This window comes from Vicinamibacterales bacterium, from assembly GCA_035699745.1.
Taxonomy (GTDB): Bacteria; Acidobacteriota; Vicinamibacteria; order Vicinamibacterales; family 2-12-FULL-66-21; genus JAICSD01.
On sequence record DASSPH010000010.1, the window covers coordinates 44814 to 61393 of the forward strand.

At 69.7% G+C, this 16580-nt stretch carries 13 protein-coding genes; 5 read left to right on the forward strand and 8 right to left on the reverse strand.

The features are described from left to right. Positions 1–3: 3 nt before the first annotated feature. The 4 genes from VFK57_01125 to VFK57_01140 all read left to right on the forward strand — a co-directional run bounded on the left by VFK57_01125 (position 4) and on the right by VFK57_01140 (position 6383). Positions 4–2484, forward strand: coding sequence for an endonuclease/exonuclease/phosphatase family protein (locus VFK57_01125; GenBank protein HET7694280.1), 2481 nt, complete (start codon positions 4–6; stop codon positions 2482–2484). Positions 2485–2844: 360 nt separating this feature from the next. After that, positions 2845–3894, forward strand: a complete 1050-nt coding sequence (locus VFK57_01130) for a polysaccharide deacetylase family protein (GenBank protein HET7694281.1) — start codon at positions 2845–2847, stop codon at positions 3892–3894. Between the two features lie 13 nt (positions 3895–3907). Next, positions 3908–4540, forward strand: a complete 633-nt coding sequence (locus VFK57_01135) for a class I SAM-dependent methyltransferase (protein ID HET7694282.1) — start codon at positions 3908–3910, stop codon at positions 4538–4540. Positions 4541–4553: 13 nt separating this feature from the next. Beyond that, positions 4554–6383 carry a GNAT family N-acetyltransferase gene (locus VFK57_01140; GenBank protein HET7694283.1) on the forward strand — a complete coding sequence of 610 codons (1830 nt, stop codon included), beginning with the start codon at positions 4554–4556 and terminating at the stop codon, positions 6381–6383. On the opposite strand, the gene VFK57_01145 is transcribed toward VFK57_01140, so the two are convergent. Genes VFK57_01145 through VFK57_01155 form a run of 3 tightly spaced genes read right to left on the reverse strand, consistent with a single transcriptional unit; the run spans position 6307 to position 9994 of the window. Then, positions 6307–7839, reverse strand: coding sequence for an oligosaccharide flippase family protein (locus VFK57_01145; GenBank protein HET7694284.1), 1533 nt, complete (start codon positions 7837–7839; stop codon positions 6307–6309). The genes VFK57_01140 and VFK57_01145 overlap by 77 nt on opposite strands. Beyond that, positions 7836–8822, reverse strand: coding sequence for a glycosyltransferase (locus tag VFK57_01150; GenBank protein ID HET7694285.1), 987 nt, complete (start codon positions 8820–8822; stop codon positions 7836–7838). Before VFK57_01150 ends, VFK57_01145 begins: the two co-directional genes overlap by 4 nt. Beyond that, on the reverse strand, positions 8819–9994 hold the full coding sequence (locus VFK57_01155) for a CDP-glycerol glycerophosphotransferase family protein (GenBank protein HET7694286.1): 1176 nt from the start codon (positions 9992–9994) through the stop codon (positions 8819–8821). The genes VFK57_01150 and VFK57_01155 overlap by 4 nt, the downstream gene beginning before the upstream one ends. A 97-nt stretch (positions 9995–10091) precedes the next feature. Here VFK57_01155 and VFK57_01160 point away from each other — a divergent pair, with 97 nt between their 5' ends. Next, positions 10092–10769 (forward strand): PEP-CTERM sorting domain-containing protein, encoded by a 678-nt coding sequence (locus tag VFK57_01160; GenBank protein ID HET7694287.1) that lies wholly within the window; start codon positions 10092–10094, stop codon positions 10767–10769. Here VFK57_01160 and VFK57_01165 read toward each other — a convergent pair. The 5 genes from VFK57_01165 to VFK57_01185 are packed head-to-tail and all read right to left on the reverse strand — an operon-like array spanning position 10766 to position 16563. Then, on the reverse strand, positions 10766–11764 hold the full coding sequence (locus tag VFK57_01165; protein HET7694288.1) for a glycosyltransferase family A protein: 999 nt from the start codon (positions 11762–11764) through the stop codon (positions 10766–10768). The genes VFK57_01160 and VFK57_01165 overlap by 4 nt on opposite strands. Continuing rightward, the gene (locus VFK57_01170) at positions 11761–12732 is read right to left on the reverse strand and encodes a glycosyltransferase (GenBank protein ID HET7694289.1); all 972 of its coding nucleotides are present in this window, start codon (positions 12730–12732) and stop codon (positions 11761–11763) included. Before VFK57_01170 ends, VFK57_01165 begins: the two co-directional genes overlap by 4 nt. Continuing rightward, positions 12720–13886: a CDP-glycerol glycerophosphotransferase family protein gene (locus VFK57_01175; protein ID HET7694290.1), complete on the reverse strand. Its 1167-nt coding sequence runs from the start codon at positions 13884–13886 to the stop codon at positions 12720–12722. Before VFK57_01175 ends, VFK57_01170 begins: the two co-directional genes overlap by 13 nt. Next, positions 13886–15424 carry an O-antigen ligase family protein gene (locus VFK57_01180; GenBank protein ID HET7694291.1) on the reverse strand — a complete coding sequence of 513 codons (1539 nt, stop codon included), beginning with the start codon at positions 15422–15424 and terminating at the stop codon, positions 13886–13888. Before VFK57_01180 ends, VFK57_01175 begins: the two co-directional genes overlap by 1 nt. Beyond that, the gene (locus VFK57_01185) at positions 15421–16563 is read right to left on the reverse strand and encodes a glycosyltransferase (protein HET7694292.1); all 1143 of its coding nucleotides are present in this window, start codon (positions 16561–16563) and stop codon (positions 15421–15423) included. Before VFK57_01185 ends, VFK57_01180 begins: the two co-directional genes overlap by 4 nt. Positions 16564–16580 lie beyond the last annotated feature (17 nt).

The following is a 16580-nucleotide window of genomic DNA, read 5'->3' on the forward strand; positions in this document are numbered from 1 at the left end:
AGGATGTCTTTCACGATGATGCACTCGCGATCCGTACGCGCCGTCTTGTTCGGCGCCCTTCTCACCGCCGCGGCTGCGGTCCCCGCCGCCGCCCAGACGAACGCCGCCGGCGACATCGTCCTTCACGCGCAGCGCGCGACTGTCATGTCAGGGGCCTGGAGCCTGGTGAGCGACGGCAGCGCTGCCGGCGGATTCCGCCTGGCCAACCCCGACGCCGGACTCGGCAAGCTGACCACGCCGCTCGCGTCGCCGGTCAGCTACTTCGAGGTGAAGTTCACGCCGGAGGCCGGCCGCGCGTACCGGTTGTGGATCCGCAGCAAGGCGCAGAACGACACCTACACCAACGATTCCGTGTTCGTGCAGTTCAGCAGCAGCACGAACGCGTCGGGCAGCGCCGTGTACCGCATCGGCACCACGTCTGCGACGATGTACAGCCTCGAGGAAGGGCCCGGCAACGGCGTCCTCGGGTGGGGATGGCAGGACAACGGCTACGGCTACGGCGTGCTGGGCGAGGCGCTGTACTTCAGCGGCGCCCCCGAGACCATTCGCGTGCAGGCGCGCGAGGATGGCATCTCGATCGACCAGATCGTGCTCTCCCCGGTGACCTACGCGTCGAGCGCGCCCGGCGCGGGGAAGGCCGACACCACGATCCTCGCGGAGACGTCGTCGGGCTCCACCACCTCCACGGGCTCGACGTCGTACTCGTCGAGCGGCAGCGGCAGCTGGTCGTCGCTCGTGAACGCGACCGCCTCCGGGCTGACGCTGCGCAAGTCCGGCGGATGCGGCGAGTGCGCCGATGCCGGCGGCGTGATTCCGGTGCAGCAGGTCTCGGGGTCGTCGGTGTCGTTCTCCGTCGGTGCCGGCCAGCGGCTCGTGGTCGGGCTCAATCCTGACAGCAGCTCGAATACCAGCTACGCGCTGCGCTACGCCTTCAGCTTCAACGGCAGCAGCACCTACGAGATTCGCGAGGGCGGCACCTACCGCAGCGAAGGCAGCTTCAGCTCCTCGGACGTCTTCCGGCTGTCGATCGAAGGGACCGCGCTCAAGTACTACCGGAACAACGCGCTGGTCTATACCAGCCCCACGGCGGTGACCACGGCGCTGTTCGTCGACGCCTCGCTCATCAGCTCCGGCGCAACCGTGACGGTCACCTCGCTGGGGGGATCCGGCAGCACCACCACGAGCCCGACGCCGACCACCTCGTCGTCGATGACGTGGACCGCCGCGGTCAACGCGACGGCATCCGGCGGCACGCTCCGCAAGTCGGGCGGCTGCGGCGAGTGCAGCGACGCGGGCGCGATCGGCGCGCAGCAGTTCACCGCCGGCTCGGTGTCCTTCACCGTCGGCTACGGCCAGCGCATGGTGGTCGGACTCGGCACCGATACGAGCGCCAGCACCTACTACGGCATCGGCTACGCCTTCAGCTTCAACGGGACGAGCACGTGGGAGATCCGTGAGAGCGGCGCCTACCGCACGGAAGGCGCGTTCAGTTCGTCGGACGTCTTCTCCGTGTCGCTCGAGAGCGGACGGGTGAAGTACTACCGCAACGGGTCTCTGGTCTATACGAGCGGCGCGACCGTCTCGTCCGCGGTCGTCGTCGACGCGACGCTGATCACGTCGGGCGCGACGGTCAACGTGACGGCACTCTCGACGTCGGGCGCGACGACCACGCCAACCCCGGCTCCCGCTCCCGCTCCCGCTCCCGCGCCGGCGCCTGCCCCGACCGGGAAGACGCTGCGCGTGCTGCAGTGGAACCTGCACCACGGCGGCTACGGGACCGACGGCGTCTACGACACCAACCGCGTCGCGACCTGGATCGCTTACATGCAGCCGGACGTCGTGCTGCTCAACGAGATCGAAAAGTACACCGGGTGGGGGAACCAGGATCAGCCGGAGATCTACAAGAACCTGCTCCAGCAGAAGACCGGCAAGACCTGGTACTACATGTTCGCGCAGGAGTACGGCGACTGGAACTCGAACGGCAAGGGCAACATGATCCTGTCGACCTATCCAATCTCGTATACCGCGCGCTACGAGCTGGTTCGCAACTACGACCGCAGCATCGGCCTGGCGCAGATCTACGTCAACAACCGGCCGATCACGCTGATGAGCACCCACCTGGATCCGTACGATGCCTCGCTGCGCCTGGCGCAGGCCCAGGAGATCACGACCTGGGCGGCGCCGCAGCCGGAGAACCGGATTCTCGCCGGCGACATGAATGCGTGGCCCGATCAGGCGTCGATCCAGTACTTCAACACCTACTACTACGATTCATGGGCGGTTGCGGCCCAGAACGGCACGGCGACGGCGTTCTCGGGCAACAACGGCGAGACGAAGAACGGGCGTATCGACTACATCTTCTTCTCGAAGGGGTCGACCAGCACGCTGGTGGTGCAGTCGTCGCGCGTCTACGACACCCGTGACGCGAATGGCGTCATGCCGAGCGACCACCGGCCGGTGCTCACGCAGTTCGAGGTCCGGTAGGCCGGCGGCAGACGCCGCTCGACGAGCGGCAATTCGACGGAAACGAAAGGGGCAGGCTCTCGAGCCTGCCCTTTTTATTTTCCGCCGCGCGCTCGCCGCCCCGGATACTGCAGAAGTTGGAATGCGCTTTGCGGATAGTCGGCGCGTGCAGGGGACTGCGACTCCTGACATGAGGAGACGTCGGAACGGCTGGGCTGGCGGCGTGTGGATGCTGCCGAGGCCTAAACAGAGGAGTTTCAACGCCTTACGCGAAGGCTGCGGCATCGATCCGCCGTTGCGTTCGCGTGGGTTCCGCCGCGCCCCTGCCGGAAGACCGCTACCCCTGTAGGAAATCGAATCGCCACAGTACCCGAAATCCATATGTTCCGAGGACTCAAGCGACAGACGCTCCGGATTCTGCGGTGGACGGGGGCCGAGCAGCGGCTGCTCAACAGCAGGTGGCGCAATCAGCGGCTGCTCATCCTGGGGTATCACGGCATCGCCCGCCACGACGAGCACGAGTGGAATCCGGATCTCTACATGCCCATCGCGATGCTGGACGAGCGGCTGGAGGCACTGCGGCGCGCGCGCTGCAACGTGCTGCCGCTGGGGCAGGCCGTCGAGCGCCTGTACCGGAACGACCTGCCGGAGCGGAGCGTCGCGATCACGTTCGACGACGGGTTCTACGACTTCATGGTCGGGGCCTATCCGGTGCTGAAGAAGCACAACATGCCCGCCACGGTGTATCTGACCACGCTGCGCTGCACCCACGACGGCCCGGTGTTTCCGCCGACGACCTCGTACTTTCTGTGGAAGGCGCGCGGGCGCGTCGTCGAGGCGCCTGGCCTGATCGATCGTCCGCTGACGCTCGATCTGCGGACGCCGGAAGGGCGGGCCCGGGGCGTCACCGAGATCGTGAGCTACGCCGAGCGGCGGCACATGACCCCCGAACAGATGAACGAAGTGCTGCAGGATCTCGCGCGGCTGCTCGGCGTGAACTGGGCCGAGGTCCGCGCGCGGCGAACGCTGCACCTGATGAACCCCAACGAAGTCCGGGAGATGGCGGAGCTCGGGGTCGACTTCCAGCTGCACACGCACACCCACGCCTCGCCGACCACGAAGGGGGACTTCGTCCAGGAGATTGCGGTCAACCGCGAGATCATCACGAAGCTCACCGAGTCGGCGGCGGCCGTGCCGGTGCATTTCTGCTACCCGATGGGGATTTATCGCCAGCCGTACGTCCACTGGCTGGCCGAATCGAGGGTCTGCTCGGCGACCACCTGCGATCCGGGGCTGGCGACGCCCCGATCGAATCCGCTGCTGCTGCCGCGCTTCATCGATTCGACCAGCCAGACGCCGCTCGAGTTCGAGGGCTGGATCTCCGGGGCCGCGGCGTGGATGGCCCGGCCGCGCGGCTACACCACGGCATGACGGCGCACGGCTCATGAACACGTCTTCGATCGCCTATCACCAGGGGGAACTGCAGGTCGCGCTCGACCGGACGAATGCGCAGCGGCTGCTGCCCGACCCTGGAGAGGCCGCGCGAATGCTCGATATCGGCTGCGGCGCCGGCCAGACGATCGTCGGGTTACGTGCGGGGAGCCGCGCGGTCGGCGTCGACATCGACCTCGACGCGCTGCGCGTCGCGGCCCGCGGCCCGGTCGGCGAACCGCTGCGCGTCGCCGCCGCGCGAGGGGAACGGCTCCCGTTCGCCGGCGGGTCGTTCGACTATGTCTACTCGCGCGTGGCGCTGCCGTACATGGACATCCCGTGCGCGATCGCGGAGATGCACCGCGTGCTCCGTCCAGGCGGACGGCTGTGGCTCGCCCTGCATCCCGTCGACATCCCGGCGGAGCAGTTCCGCCGGGGCAATCTGAAAGGGAAAGTGTACGCCCTCTACACGATGTTGAACGGGGCCTGGTTCCACCTGACCGGGCGGACGATGACGCTCCCCGGCGGGATCTGCGAGTCGATTCAGACGCGCCGGGGGATGACGCTCGCGCTGACCCGCGCGGGATTCCACGGCATCGCCTTTCACCGCACGCGCGTGCACTTCACCGTCACGGCGGAGCGTTGAGATGGAGGCCGTCATGACGCGCCGCACGGCAGCGCGCGCCGAGGCCAGTCCGGCTGCCGTCACCTCGACGTCGTGCCTCAGCGATCTGGCGTCGCTCGAACGCGCGCTCGCCGATGGTCTGCTCGACGACTGGCGGCGCGTCGTCCAGGCGGATCCGCTCGCCAGCCTGTATCAGTCCCCCGGCTGGTGCATGGCGTGGTACCGCGCGTATCGCGACGACTACGCGCCCTTCGTCGTTGTCGTGCGGGTTGGCGGATCCCTCGTCGGCATCGTGCCGTTCGCGACGGATCGCAGGACCCGCGAGTTGATCTGGGCGAGCAATACGATGGCGGATTACCGCGACATCGTCGCGCTGCCCGGCCATCGTGCGACGGTCGTCGCCGAAGTGGTGCGCTGCTATCTGGAGGGGCACTTCGCGAATCCGCTGCAGCTCGGGTGGTGCGATCCGGCATCCGACACGCCGGCGCTCGCCGCCGCCGTGTGCCGGTCGCTGGGCCTGTCCTGTACGGTGCGCACGCACCCGTGCTGGCGCTGGTTTCCACCCGCGCCCGCGAAACCCAGCGCCCAGAAGTTCCTCAACTGGTACAAGCGCAACGGAACCGTCTCGTTCGACGTGATCGAGAGCGAGACCGGGTGGCAGCGCTTCCGCGAGGCCTACTACCGGCAGCACTCGCTGCGGCAGATCCAGGCCGGGCGGCAGACCTCGTTCGACGATGCGCGCAAGGCGGCGCTGTACGAGGCGCTGTTTCACTCGCCGGACGTGCAGTGTCACGTCACGGCGTTCTCGCTCGACGGCGAGATGCTCGCCGGCCACTTCGGCTACGTCTGGCGCGGGGTGCTGCTCCTCGGCCCGCCGTCGATCCGCCTCGAAGACGAACAGCGATCGCCGGCGGTGATCCTGCTGTCGTGGATCATCCAGAACGCCGAGCGTCTCGGGCTCGCCGGGTTCGACCTGACGATCGGCGACAGCGATTTCAAGAAGCGGCTCGGCAACCAGTGCGTCGAGCTGACGATGATCGAGATCCACCGCACCAGACGCGCCTACTACGCCCAGGCGGCGCGCGACGGCGCCGTCGCGCTCGCCAAGACCGCCTTCGAGCGGGTGGCCGGTCCTGGAACGTGGAAGACCAAGGTGAAGCCGGCGGCCGCGTATCTGTCGTACAAGCGCGAACGCATTGCCGAAATGGGCGTCCTCGCAGCGCTGCGGGTCGCGGCGCGGGCGCTGCGGTCGCGCGTGTACGACCGGCGCGACGGCCTCGTCTACGCCATGACGGCCGAGCAGCTTCGTCCGGTGCAGCCGCGGCTCTCCGAGGGGGAGACCTTCGAGGTGCACGACAACCGGGTCGGCGACCTCCTGCTGTGGAACGGCGAATCGCCCAGCACCGCAAGCCTGCTGACGCACTGCGCGAGGATCTATTCCCGCGGCTTGAACGCCGGCCGGACGTTCCACACCATCGTCGTGAGCGGCAGGCTCGCCGGCTGGGGCTACTCGTACATGCCGTCCGAGCCGGCGCAACTCACCGAAACGCCGGGCGCGACGCTGGAGTTCGAGCCCGGCGCCGCCTCGCTGTACGATTTCCACGTGCTGCCGGACTTCCGCGGCCGCCGACTTTACCAGGCGCTGCTCACCGACATCCTGCGCAAGCGCTTCGCCGCGGGCGCGACCCGCGCCTACATCACGGTGCTCGAGTCCAACGCGGCGTCGCGAGCGGCGATCGAGCGGGTCGGGTTTCAGGCGATCCGCCGCAACTGCTACCGCCGCCTCTTCAGACGGCAATCACTCTCGACGCGCCCGGCATCCGTGCCAGCAGCTGCCGCCGCGACGGCGAGTCCAGCACGGTGAAGAACGCGACCGCGAAATAGACGAGCGCGACGATCGCGGCGGCGGCGATCAATTCCGTCCACGATCGTCCCGGCAGCAGCCCGAATCGCAGGACTGCGGCGGCGGCGGCCGCAGGCACCGCGGCGGCCAGCGGCCGCAGGTAGATCGATTCCAGGTAACGGCGGATCGACAGGCCGTTCACGCGGCACATGAGAACGGCGAGATACACGCCGCGGTTCAGCAGCAATGCCGCCGCGACCACGCAGGCGGCGCCGAACGCGCCGAAGCGCGGCACCACCACGCACAGCGCGGCGATCGACGCGGTCACTTCCACCACGAACGCCCGCGCATAGGGGCCGTGCCGGGCCTGCCCGATCAGCACCGCGCCGGAGTTGAACTGCGCCGCAATCGCGAACAGGAACGGCACGACCAGCACCGGCATCAGCGCGCTGCTGCCGGCGGCGACCTCCGGCCCGGCCCAGGCGGTCAGCAGCGGCGCGGCGTAGAAGAGAAGAAAGATGGCCGCCGGCATGAACAACGCCAGGCAGTTGCGGTTGGTGACGATCGCCATCCTCCAGACGTTCTGCGCGTCGTGCCTGGCGTCGAGCTCCGCCGTGACCGACGCGGTGATCTGGCCCACCTTGGCGACCGCCTCCGTGGTGTACATCAACAACCGCCAGGGGAACGCAAAGAACGCGACGTCGCTCGGCCCGCGCAGGTAGCCGAGAACGGTCGTCGGCGACTGGATCGACAACAGGTTCGCCGCCGCCATCACCGACGAGTGCTTCCCGTAGCTGATCATCCCGCCGAACGCCTCCCGCCGGACGAGCGCGGGGGACATCCGGAATCCGGGGAACACGCGTTTGAGGCTGGCGAGATTCCACAGATCCTCGGCCGTCTGCACCACCAGCACCAGGTAGCCGAGCGCGACGAGGCCGTAGCCCGCCAGAAGGAGCGCGATCGATCCGCCGGCGCGTGCGGCGAGGGCGGCGATATAGGCGTGGTTGATCGCGTCGAACCGCTGATACGCTTCGAGGGCGGCGGTCACCGGCGAGAAGATCAGCCGCATCGAGATCGACAAGGCGATGATCACCATCAGCGTGCGGGCGTCGGCCTGCAGCGCCGCGTCGATGTTGAAGACGTGCATTGCCGCGTCCCGTCCCGCGAACGCAGCCGCGCAGCACGCCGCAGACATCAGCAGGAAGTAGACGATGGCGGTCGAGACGGTTTCGTTGACCTTCGCCGTGTCGCCCGTCGCCTGGTGCCGCGCGACGCGGTTGATGACCGCCGACCTCAGCCCGAAGTCCAGCAGCCGGAGATAGTCCATCGTCGAGAAGAGCAGCACCCAGACGCCATACCGCGCGACGCCCAGCTTCTGAACGAGGATCGCCGACAGGAAGAGCCCGAGGACGACGTTGACGAGCACGCCCGCCCAGCTCCAGATGACGTTGGCGATGAACCGGCGCGTGCCCGTCATCGTCCGCCCGCGCGCCTGCGTGACAGGAAGTAGCCGGCGAAGTAGGCGAGCATCATCTCGTGCCGGAAGGCGTCGGCCTGGCGGCCGCGGACGGCGTGACGCAGCCAGGCGAGCGCGTCCCGCAGCGCCGAGCCGTACATGTAGCGCGGCACGCGCAGCAGGTGCGGCGTGTGCGCGAGATCGACGCCCAGTTCGGTGACCGGCCGAGAGCGCTCCAGCGCCGACCGCGACACCCCCTTGCCGAACCACCAGCGGCGGAAGTAGGCGCGCTCGAGCCGCCGCGCCGGGATATGGTGGCGCACGTGCATTGCCGGGACGTAGACGCCGCGCAATCCCGCGGCGCGGGCGCGCATCAGCAGCTCCGGCACTTCCTGGCCCATCACCAGCCGTCCGCTGCTGCGTCCGAGATCGGCGCGAAACGCGCCGATGCGATCGAACAGCGACCGGCGCGCCGCCATGTTGGCGCCGAGCGGCACCCTTCGCCGGTCGTCGTAGACGAACGGCTCGCCGCCGTGATCCTGAATGGCGATCGTGCCCCACAGATCGCCGCGCGTCAGATCGAGCCACGGCGGCGGGTCCGCCTCCCAGATCGGGCTGACCGGGCCGCCGGCGTATGCAATCGATGGATCTCCGGCGTCGAGCAGCGCCGCGCACGCAGCCTCCAGCCATCCCTCGTCGACCCGGACGTCGTCGTCGGTCATGGCGACGATGGTGCCGTCGGCCGAGGCCAGCCCGGCGTTGAGCGCACTGGACCGTCCCTGCTGTGCTTCGAAGACGTAGCGCAGCGGGACCGGGAAGCCGCGCGCGTGGCGCTCCACGACCGTGCGCGTGTCGTCGGACGAGTTGTTGTCGACGACGATCGCATTCCACGTCCGATCGGCACGGACGCGGAGGCCGCGCAGCGACAGCAGCGTCTCGTCGAGAAGCCGCGCCCGGTTGTACGTCGGGATCAGAACGGTCGCATCGACCGCGCCGGCGATCATGTCAGCTCCCGCTCCAGCGTGGATTCCGCCGGCAACGGCACCGGCGCCCGATCGAGCAGCGCGCGCAGCAGGTTCACGGCGCGCAGGGTTGCCCGCCCGGGATCGTGGAACAGCTCGCGCGCGACCGCGCGCCGCTGCGCCGAGAGCGCCTCCGGGTGCGCCAGCGCCGCGGTCGCGAGTTCAGCGGCCTGCGCCGGGCTGGCGGCGACGCTCGCCACGCTGCGGAGCATGGCGACCTTCTCGGGATTGATCCGCGCGGCCCGCGCCAGGTCCGGCGCGTCGTAGACGACGACCGGACGGTCGAGCACCAGGAACTCGAAGCCGATCGAGCTGTGGTCGGTTACCATCACGTCGGCGGCCGCGAGCAGCGGAGAGGCGTCAGCGACATCGGCGAACGCCACGCGCCCTGCCTCTGCCGCCGTGAGTGCGGCGAACCGCCCGCGCCAATCGATTCCGCCGCTGTAGCGGGGATCGCCGTCGAGCGAGCGGTCGTGCAGCTTGACGATCACGCTGAAGCCGGCGCGCGCCAGCGCGCGGACGATCGCTTCTCCGGCCAGATGCAGCGACGAGGCGGGCGAGTAGGTCGGCGCGTACAGCACCGCCGGCCTGGCCGGATCCAGGTCGAGGCTGGCGCGCACCCGCGCGCCGTCGTAGCCGCCAGCCGCGAGGCGATCCAGCTTGGGATACCCGATCAGGACGGCCTGCTCCGGCGTCACGACGCCGGCGTCGAGATACCGCGTCATGCGATCGCGGTTGATGAACGCCACGCGGTCGTACGATTCGAATCCCATCGGCAGTCCCGCGGGGTTGTCGAGGTCGTACTTGCCGGCCACCCCGTGGAAGAAGTTGACGCGCCTCGCGCAGCGGCGGAGCCGCGCCGCCGCCCACGGATCCCCATTGATGTACAACGCGAAGCGCCGCCACTCCACGGCGCGGTGACTCAGGAAACGGCCGGCGGGGACCAATGGCGCGATACGGTCCGGGTATTCACTGGTGAACCACACGCGGAGATCGGGGTCGGCGCTCAACAGGTCCGCGATCGGTCCGAGAACGGCGCGGTACACCGGCGTCCGCAGTTCCACCAGCACGTCGCGATCGCGCTGAAGCCGCCCGACCGCATGGTCGAGCTTGTGGACGAACGGCGTCATGCGACGGAGAACGCTGCGCGGCATCTACAGTCCAGCTCGGATGCAAGGGTGCCGCCGTTGGGGACGGCTGCCGGCGAACGGGCGGCCCGCTTGCAACCGGCGTCCCGGGGAGGGCACTCCAATGAGAAAGTGGGCAGCCTTCTGGGTCACCTTCTGCATCGCTCTGTCCACAGCCGGCGCCGCGGTTGCCGATCCAATCACCATTACCGGCGGCACCATCAGCATCGGGTACGGCCGCGGATCGTTCCGCGAATACGTCTTCTCGCTGCAGGGGGACGGCGTCGCCATCACGGGAAGCCAGCCGGACGGTCCGGTACAGCCGGCGTTCTTTCCGGCCTGCCATGAGTTCTCGCCGTGCGGCGAGGGGGCGGTGACGAACCCGAGCGGCGCCATCACGGTGCTGGCGATCGGGTCGGCCACGCTGGACGGAGTGGAGTACCCGCTCACCCAGTACTTCGGCGGGCCGTCCAACCAGTTCACGTTCACCGCCGGCGACGTGGTGATTCCGGGCGGCATGGCGGACGTCCTGATGCTGCAGACGCCGTTCACGTTCACCGGGCTGCTCGACATCTTCCGCTTCAGCGACACCGGCGGGTGGGAGCCGCTCCGCAGCGTCAGCCTGACGGGGCAGGGCACCGCGACCGTCAACCTGCAGCGCCTCCAGAACGGGTTCCGCGTCCACAGCGTCGACTACGAGTTCGCGGCGACGCCCGAACCCGGGACGCTGTTGCTGCTCGGCAGCGGCGCCGTCATGGTCGTGCGCCGGGCCAGAGGGCGCGGCCGTCGCGCCGGCTGCTAGGCGGGACGGGACAGCGGAGCAGCGGCGGCGCGCGCCGCACGAACGTCGCGCCACCGCTGCCGTACGATCCCGGCGAAAAACCAGATCCACAACTCGTCGTCGAACGCTCCGGCGGTGTCGCCGCGGAGCGTTCGTCTCAGCCCGCTCCAGACGCTCGCCAGCGCCTTCCGATACAGGTAGCGCGGCACGCCGAACACGTGCGGCACCGTGCGGAAGTCCAATGACGTCCGCTCCGGCGCTTCCATGTCGAGCCCCGACCGCGCGTACAACAACGCGCGGCTGACGCCGCGCCAGTAGAACCAGCGCCGGAAGTACCGCTTGTTCAGGCGCGAGGCCGGAATGATGTGGCGCAGCGACAGCTCGGGCGCATAGACGCCTCGCACGCCGGCGGCTCGGGCGCGGATGCACCATTCGCGCACTTCCTGGCCGAGCAGCGTGCCCGCCTTCCGCCCGGTGTGCGGATCGAACAGGCCGGCGCGATCGAAGGCGCGGCGGTGAAACGCCATGTTCACGCCGAGCGGAACCCTGGCGCCGAATTCGATCGGCGCGGGGCCGTAGTCGAGCAGCGCGATCACCGCCCAGTGCTTCCCCCCGTGGTCGGGCAGCCACACCGGACGCGGCGCGCCCCAGATCGGCAGCACGCGTCCGCCGACGTAGTCGCAGTCGAGACGCCTGAGCGCCTCGCCCGCGCGCGTCAGCCAGTCCGGCTCGACGCGCACGTCGTCATCCGTGGTGGCGACGACCGCCCCGCGCGCGGCGCGGATGCCGGCATTGAGGGCGGGGCTGCGTCCCTGTTCGGGCTCGAAGATGTAGCGGAGGGAGACGGGGAAGCGGCGCGCGGCCGCTTCGACGACGGCCCGTGTGTCGTCGGTCGAATTGTTGTCGACCACGATCGCTTCCCAGTCGCCGTCGGGCCGCAGCGCCGCCAGGCTCTCGAGGGTGCCGCGCAGGTCCTCAGCGCGGTTGTAGGTGGCGATCACGACCGAGTAGGTCATGGCGTGAGCGGCTTGATCGGCGCCGGCTGTACCGTGGCGCGCGGCTTCTTGAAACGGAGCACCCGCTTCAGCGTGCCAGGCGCCCAGCGCGCCATGAAGTGCGCCAGGCCGAGCGCGGCGCCGCCGCGGCGCGCGTGAAGCGCGCCGAGGTGCTCGCGGGCTGCTTCGAAGTCCGCGATCTCGATCGCCAGGCGGGCTTCCGCCGCCAGCAGCTCCGTCTCGAAGCGGCTGACCTGCTGCTCGAGGATGGCGAGCTCGGCCGGCCGGTGGGCAATCACCGGCCCGAGCTTGCGATACACGTGCAGGATGCCGCGCAGCATGCGGACGTTGCTCGCCGAGAGGCTGTCGCTGCGCACGCGGTAGTAGCCGAGCGGCCGATCGTTGCGCGCGAAGGTGAATCCGGCGATGGCGGCGCGCAGCCAGAAGTCGTAGTCCTCGTTGCTGCGCATTTCCTCGTCGAACGGGCCGATCGCCGTGTAGACGCGGCGGCGCATCACCGACATGATGAACACCGACCACTCGTCGCCGATGATCGAGGCGAGCACCGGATCGGGGCGCGGGTCGGGATACGGACGCGCCAGCTGTCCGTGGCGCGGTCCTTCCAGGTACCACCCGTTGCCGGTCACGATGTCGACCTCCGGCCGGGCGTCGAGGATCGCGATCTGCGCGCCGAGGAATTCCGGCTCCCACATGTCGTCGCTGTCGAGCAGCGCCAGCATCTCGCCGCGCGCCGCCCGCAGCGCGGTGTTGCGCGCACCGGCCAGGCCGCGGTTGGCCTGCTGCACGAGGCGGATCCGGCCGTCCTCGCGCATCAGCGACTTGACGATTTCCGCGGTGTTGTCCTTCGACCCGTCGTCCACGACGATCAGCTCGAAGTCGGTGTAGGTCTGGACCAGCGCCGAGCGGATCGCGGACGCGATATAGGGAGCGACGTTGTACGCCGGCATGATGATGCTTACGGCCGGCATGGCAGTTCCTGCGCGATGGAGGCGGGCGCGGGGTCCAGATCGATCGCCTCGTAGAGGTGACGGATCGATCGCGCCGTCGCCCCGCCGGGGCGGTAGAAGATGTCGGCCGCCACGGCGCGGCGGGTGTCGCTCAGCGAGTCCGGCGCGGCGAGGCCGCGGTCGATGGCGCGCACCGCCTCGTCGACGCCGTCCGCCGACGCCGAGACGGACGCGAGCAGCTCCACGTAGTCGGGATGGATGTTCGCGTCGCGGATCAGCTCCGGACGATGGATCCGGACGATCGGACGATCGCGGAGGAGATACTCGAAGCCGGCGGAGCTGTGGTCCGTCACCATCAGATCGGCCGCGACGAGGTACGGCGTGATGTCGTGGCCGGGCGCCAGCGCGGCGGCCGGCGGCTGCAGCCGCGGGGTCAGCGCCTCGACCCAGTCGATGCCGCCGGAGTATCGCGCCCGGATGTCGCGCGAGCGATCGTGCAGCTTCACGATGAGGTTCACGCCCATCGCCTTGATCCGGTCGATCAGCTCGAGGCCGATCGCGTTGAGCGAGGAGGCCGGCGACCAGGTCGGGGCGTAGAGCACGGTCTGCTTCGCCGGATCGAGGCCGAGCGGCTCGAGCACCGCCGCACGCGTCCAGGTGCCGTTCACCAGCGCGTCCGCCTTGGGCAGGCCGACCATCCGGATCGCCGGACTGTCGGCGTCGATCGCGCCCGCCTTGATGAAATTGCGCAGCCGCCGCTCGTTCACGAAGAAGATCCGATCCCAGGCGCGCATCGATTCGGTGGGCGCGTCGAAGCCGTACTTGCCGCCGACGCCGTGGAACACCTGGACGCGGCAGGTGCCGCGCGGCAGCGGCTGCCACATGAAGTCGGAGGCGACGTAGGCGTCGAACCGCATGCGCCGCGCCGCCGCCGTGTCGATCAGCTGCACGTCCGGCGCCTCGCGATAGATCTCGCGCAGCCGGTCGGGCTCCTCGCTGGCGGTGAAGAAGAACGAGACCCGCGGGTCCGCCGACATCGCGCGATACACCGGCGCGACCATCGTGAAGTTGACCGGCGTCCGCGCGTCGACGAGGACGCGCCGCCGGCCGCGGCGCTGCCCGAGGGCACGATCCGCGCGGCGCAGCGAGTCGAGCGCGTTCGCGACCAGGGACATCAGACCCGCGCTCCCCGGGGATCGAGCTCCAGCACGGGGGCCGCCGCGGCCGCCCGCCGCCGGGCGGCGAGCGAGGGCGTCCGCTCGCGCAGAATGTCACGCGGCGCGGCGGTCAGCGCCAGCAGGTAGTAGAACGTCCAGTTGTAGGCGACTGACGAGAAGAAGGCGCAGACCACGAAGCCGACCAGGGCGGCCGCCATCGCCGCGGAGTGGGCGTCGAGCAGTGTGGCGTCGTCGGCCGAGATCTCCGGCGCGGCCGGGAGCGGCCGCGAAAACGGCCCGCGCGGCTTGAGCCCCGCCGCGGCAGCGACCCTGAGCCGCGCCAGCAGACGGCGCGTGTGCCAGACCGCGGTGAAGGCACGCACGACCAGGAAGGTGAAGACCGCCAGGCCGAAGATCCCGAGCTCGGCGGCCACCTGCAGCCAGATGTTATGGGTCTCGTGCCACGCCTCGGCGCGCTCGAGCGGCTTGTAGTTCTTGAACTGACCGGCGCCGACGCCGGTGATCGGATTGTCGACGAAGGCGTCCCACGCCTCCCCGAACAGCCGCTTGCGGGCGTCAGAGGTCGAATAGTCGTCCTTGCTCGAGTCGGTGATGCTGGCGAGCCGCCGCCAGTACTGGGAGGGGACCAGCGGCAGCGCGCACATCACCGCCAGCACGCCGGCCACGACCACCGCCGGCCGCTGCCGGGCGGCGAACACCGCGAGCACGATCACCATGATCACGAAGCCGATGAACCCGCCGCGCGATCCCGACGCCACGATGGCGCCGAGCATGAACACGCCGGCGCTGGCGGCGACCAGCCGCTGCAGGATCGATCCCGGCCGCATCGCCATGAAGAGCGCGAGCGGCAGGAACACGACCATGTGCAGCGCCAGGTCGTTCGGGTTCTCCATCAGTCCGCCGACCGCGCCGCGCACGCGCGTGCCGTTGGCGATCAGGTTCACGCCGCGCGCGTAGTCGAATACGGCGCGGAACGCGAGGTAGCCGATGGCCAGCACCAGCACCCAGGTGAGCCGCTCGATCCGCTTGGGGGAGACCAGGACGTTCACGGCCAGCAGGTAGACCAGCGCCACCTTCAGGTACAGATCGGTGAACACCGACACCGCGCCGCCGAACCAGATCGAGAACGGCGCGGTAATCAGGATGATCGCGCCGAGCGCGAGCACGCCGACGAACTCGGGCGTCATCCGCGTCAGCGACTGCCGCCGCGCCAGGCGGCCGACGATCAGCGACACCAGTCCGCCGATTGCCGACATCTCCGCCAGATGCAGCGCCTCGAGCGGCGGGAACACGTCCTGCGGCCGGAAGAACAGGACGGCGGTGAAGATCAGCGTCCACGTGAAGGCCCAGTCCCGCGGCTCCGCAGGTGCCGGGCGATCGAGTCTCGCTGACGCCGCGCTGGCGGCGGCCGGCGACGGCGGACCGCTCCGCCGTTCCGGATCTTCGTGACTCGCGGCGCGCGTGACGTCCCTGCGGCCGCCGAGCGAGAACGCGAGCCGTTCGTCGGCGCGCCCTGGGCCGGGCCGAAAATTCATCGCCACACCTCGCGGAGCCGCCGCAGCGCCAGCAAGCCGGCCACGGCCGACACGTTCATCATCACGAAGGTGTAGGCCACGCGGGCGAGCCGGTCGCGCACCTGGAACATCGCGCCCGACAGCGCCAGCCCGTAGAAGACGCCCTGCGCGGCGAGGAGCAGCGCGAACAGCACGTGGCGCTGCGCCAGCGCAATGCTCGAGACGAGCAGGCCGACCAGCGCCCACGGCACCACCAGACGGCCCACCTTGTGCGACACGTACTGCAGCCACACCGGATTGACGAACGGCACGAGCAGCCGCGGCTCCTGCGCGAGGATCTGGTAGTTGCCCGCCAGCGTCCGCGTCTTGCGCCGCGACTCCGCCGCCGCGTCGGCAGACGCGCGATCGTAGGCCACCGCGGCGTCGTCGAAGACAATGCGGCAGCCGTCCAGTACCGCCCGCATGGGGGCCAGCACGTCATCCAGCAGCGTCGCCTGCGGGAGCGGCGACCAGCACCGTCGCCGCAGCGCGTAGATCGCGCCGGTGGCCCCGAGCGTCGACCACACACGCGACTCGTTGCGGCGCAGCCACTTCTCGTATCTCCAGTACAGGCCGATCCCCTCGCCGACTGCCGTATCGACCTCCTGCTGCTCGCTGTCGAGGACCAGCTCGCCGGTCGCGCCGCCGACCCGGGCGTCGGCGAAGTTGCTGACGAGCGCCGCGATGGCGCCCGGCGCGAAGCGCTGACGCGCGTCCGCGAACACCAGGATGTCGCCGGCGGCCGCCGCCACGCCGGCGTTCAGCGCGGCAGGCTTGCCGCCCGCCGGCACTTCGAGAAGCCGAATCGTCCGGCTCGAACCGGCCGCCCGAATGAGGGGAGCCAGCGCCGCTTCCGGGTCGTCGGTCGATCCGTCGGAGACGACGATGATCTCGCGGCGGCCGGGATACTCCTGCGCCAGCAGATTCGCGACGCGACCGGGAAGCCGCGCCGCTTCGTTACGCGCCGCGACGATGATCGAGATCGACGGCCACGCGCCGGCGGCGAACGGCATCCGCCGCGGACGCCGGTCCACGACGCGCGCCCATACCCCGAGCAGAGCGGGGTAGCCCACGTAGACGTAGGCGACGATCAGCGCCGAGATCCAGAACAGAACGATCATCGTCGTAGCGAGGCGCC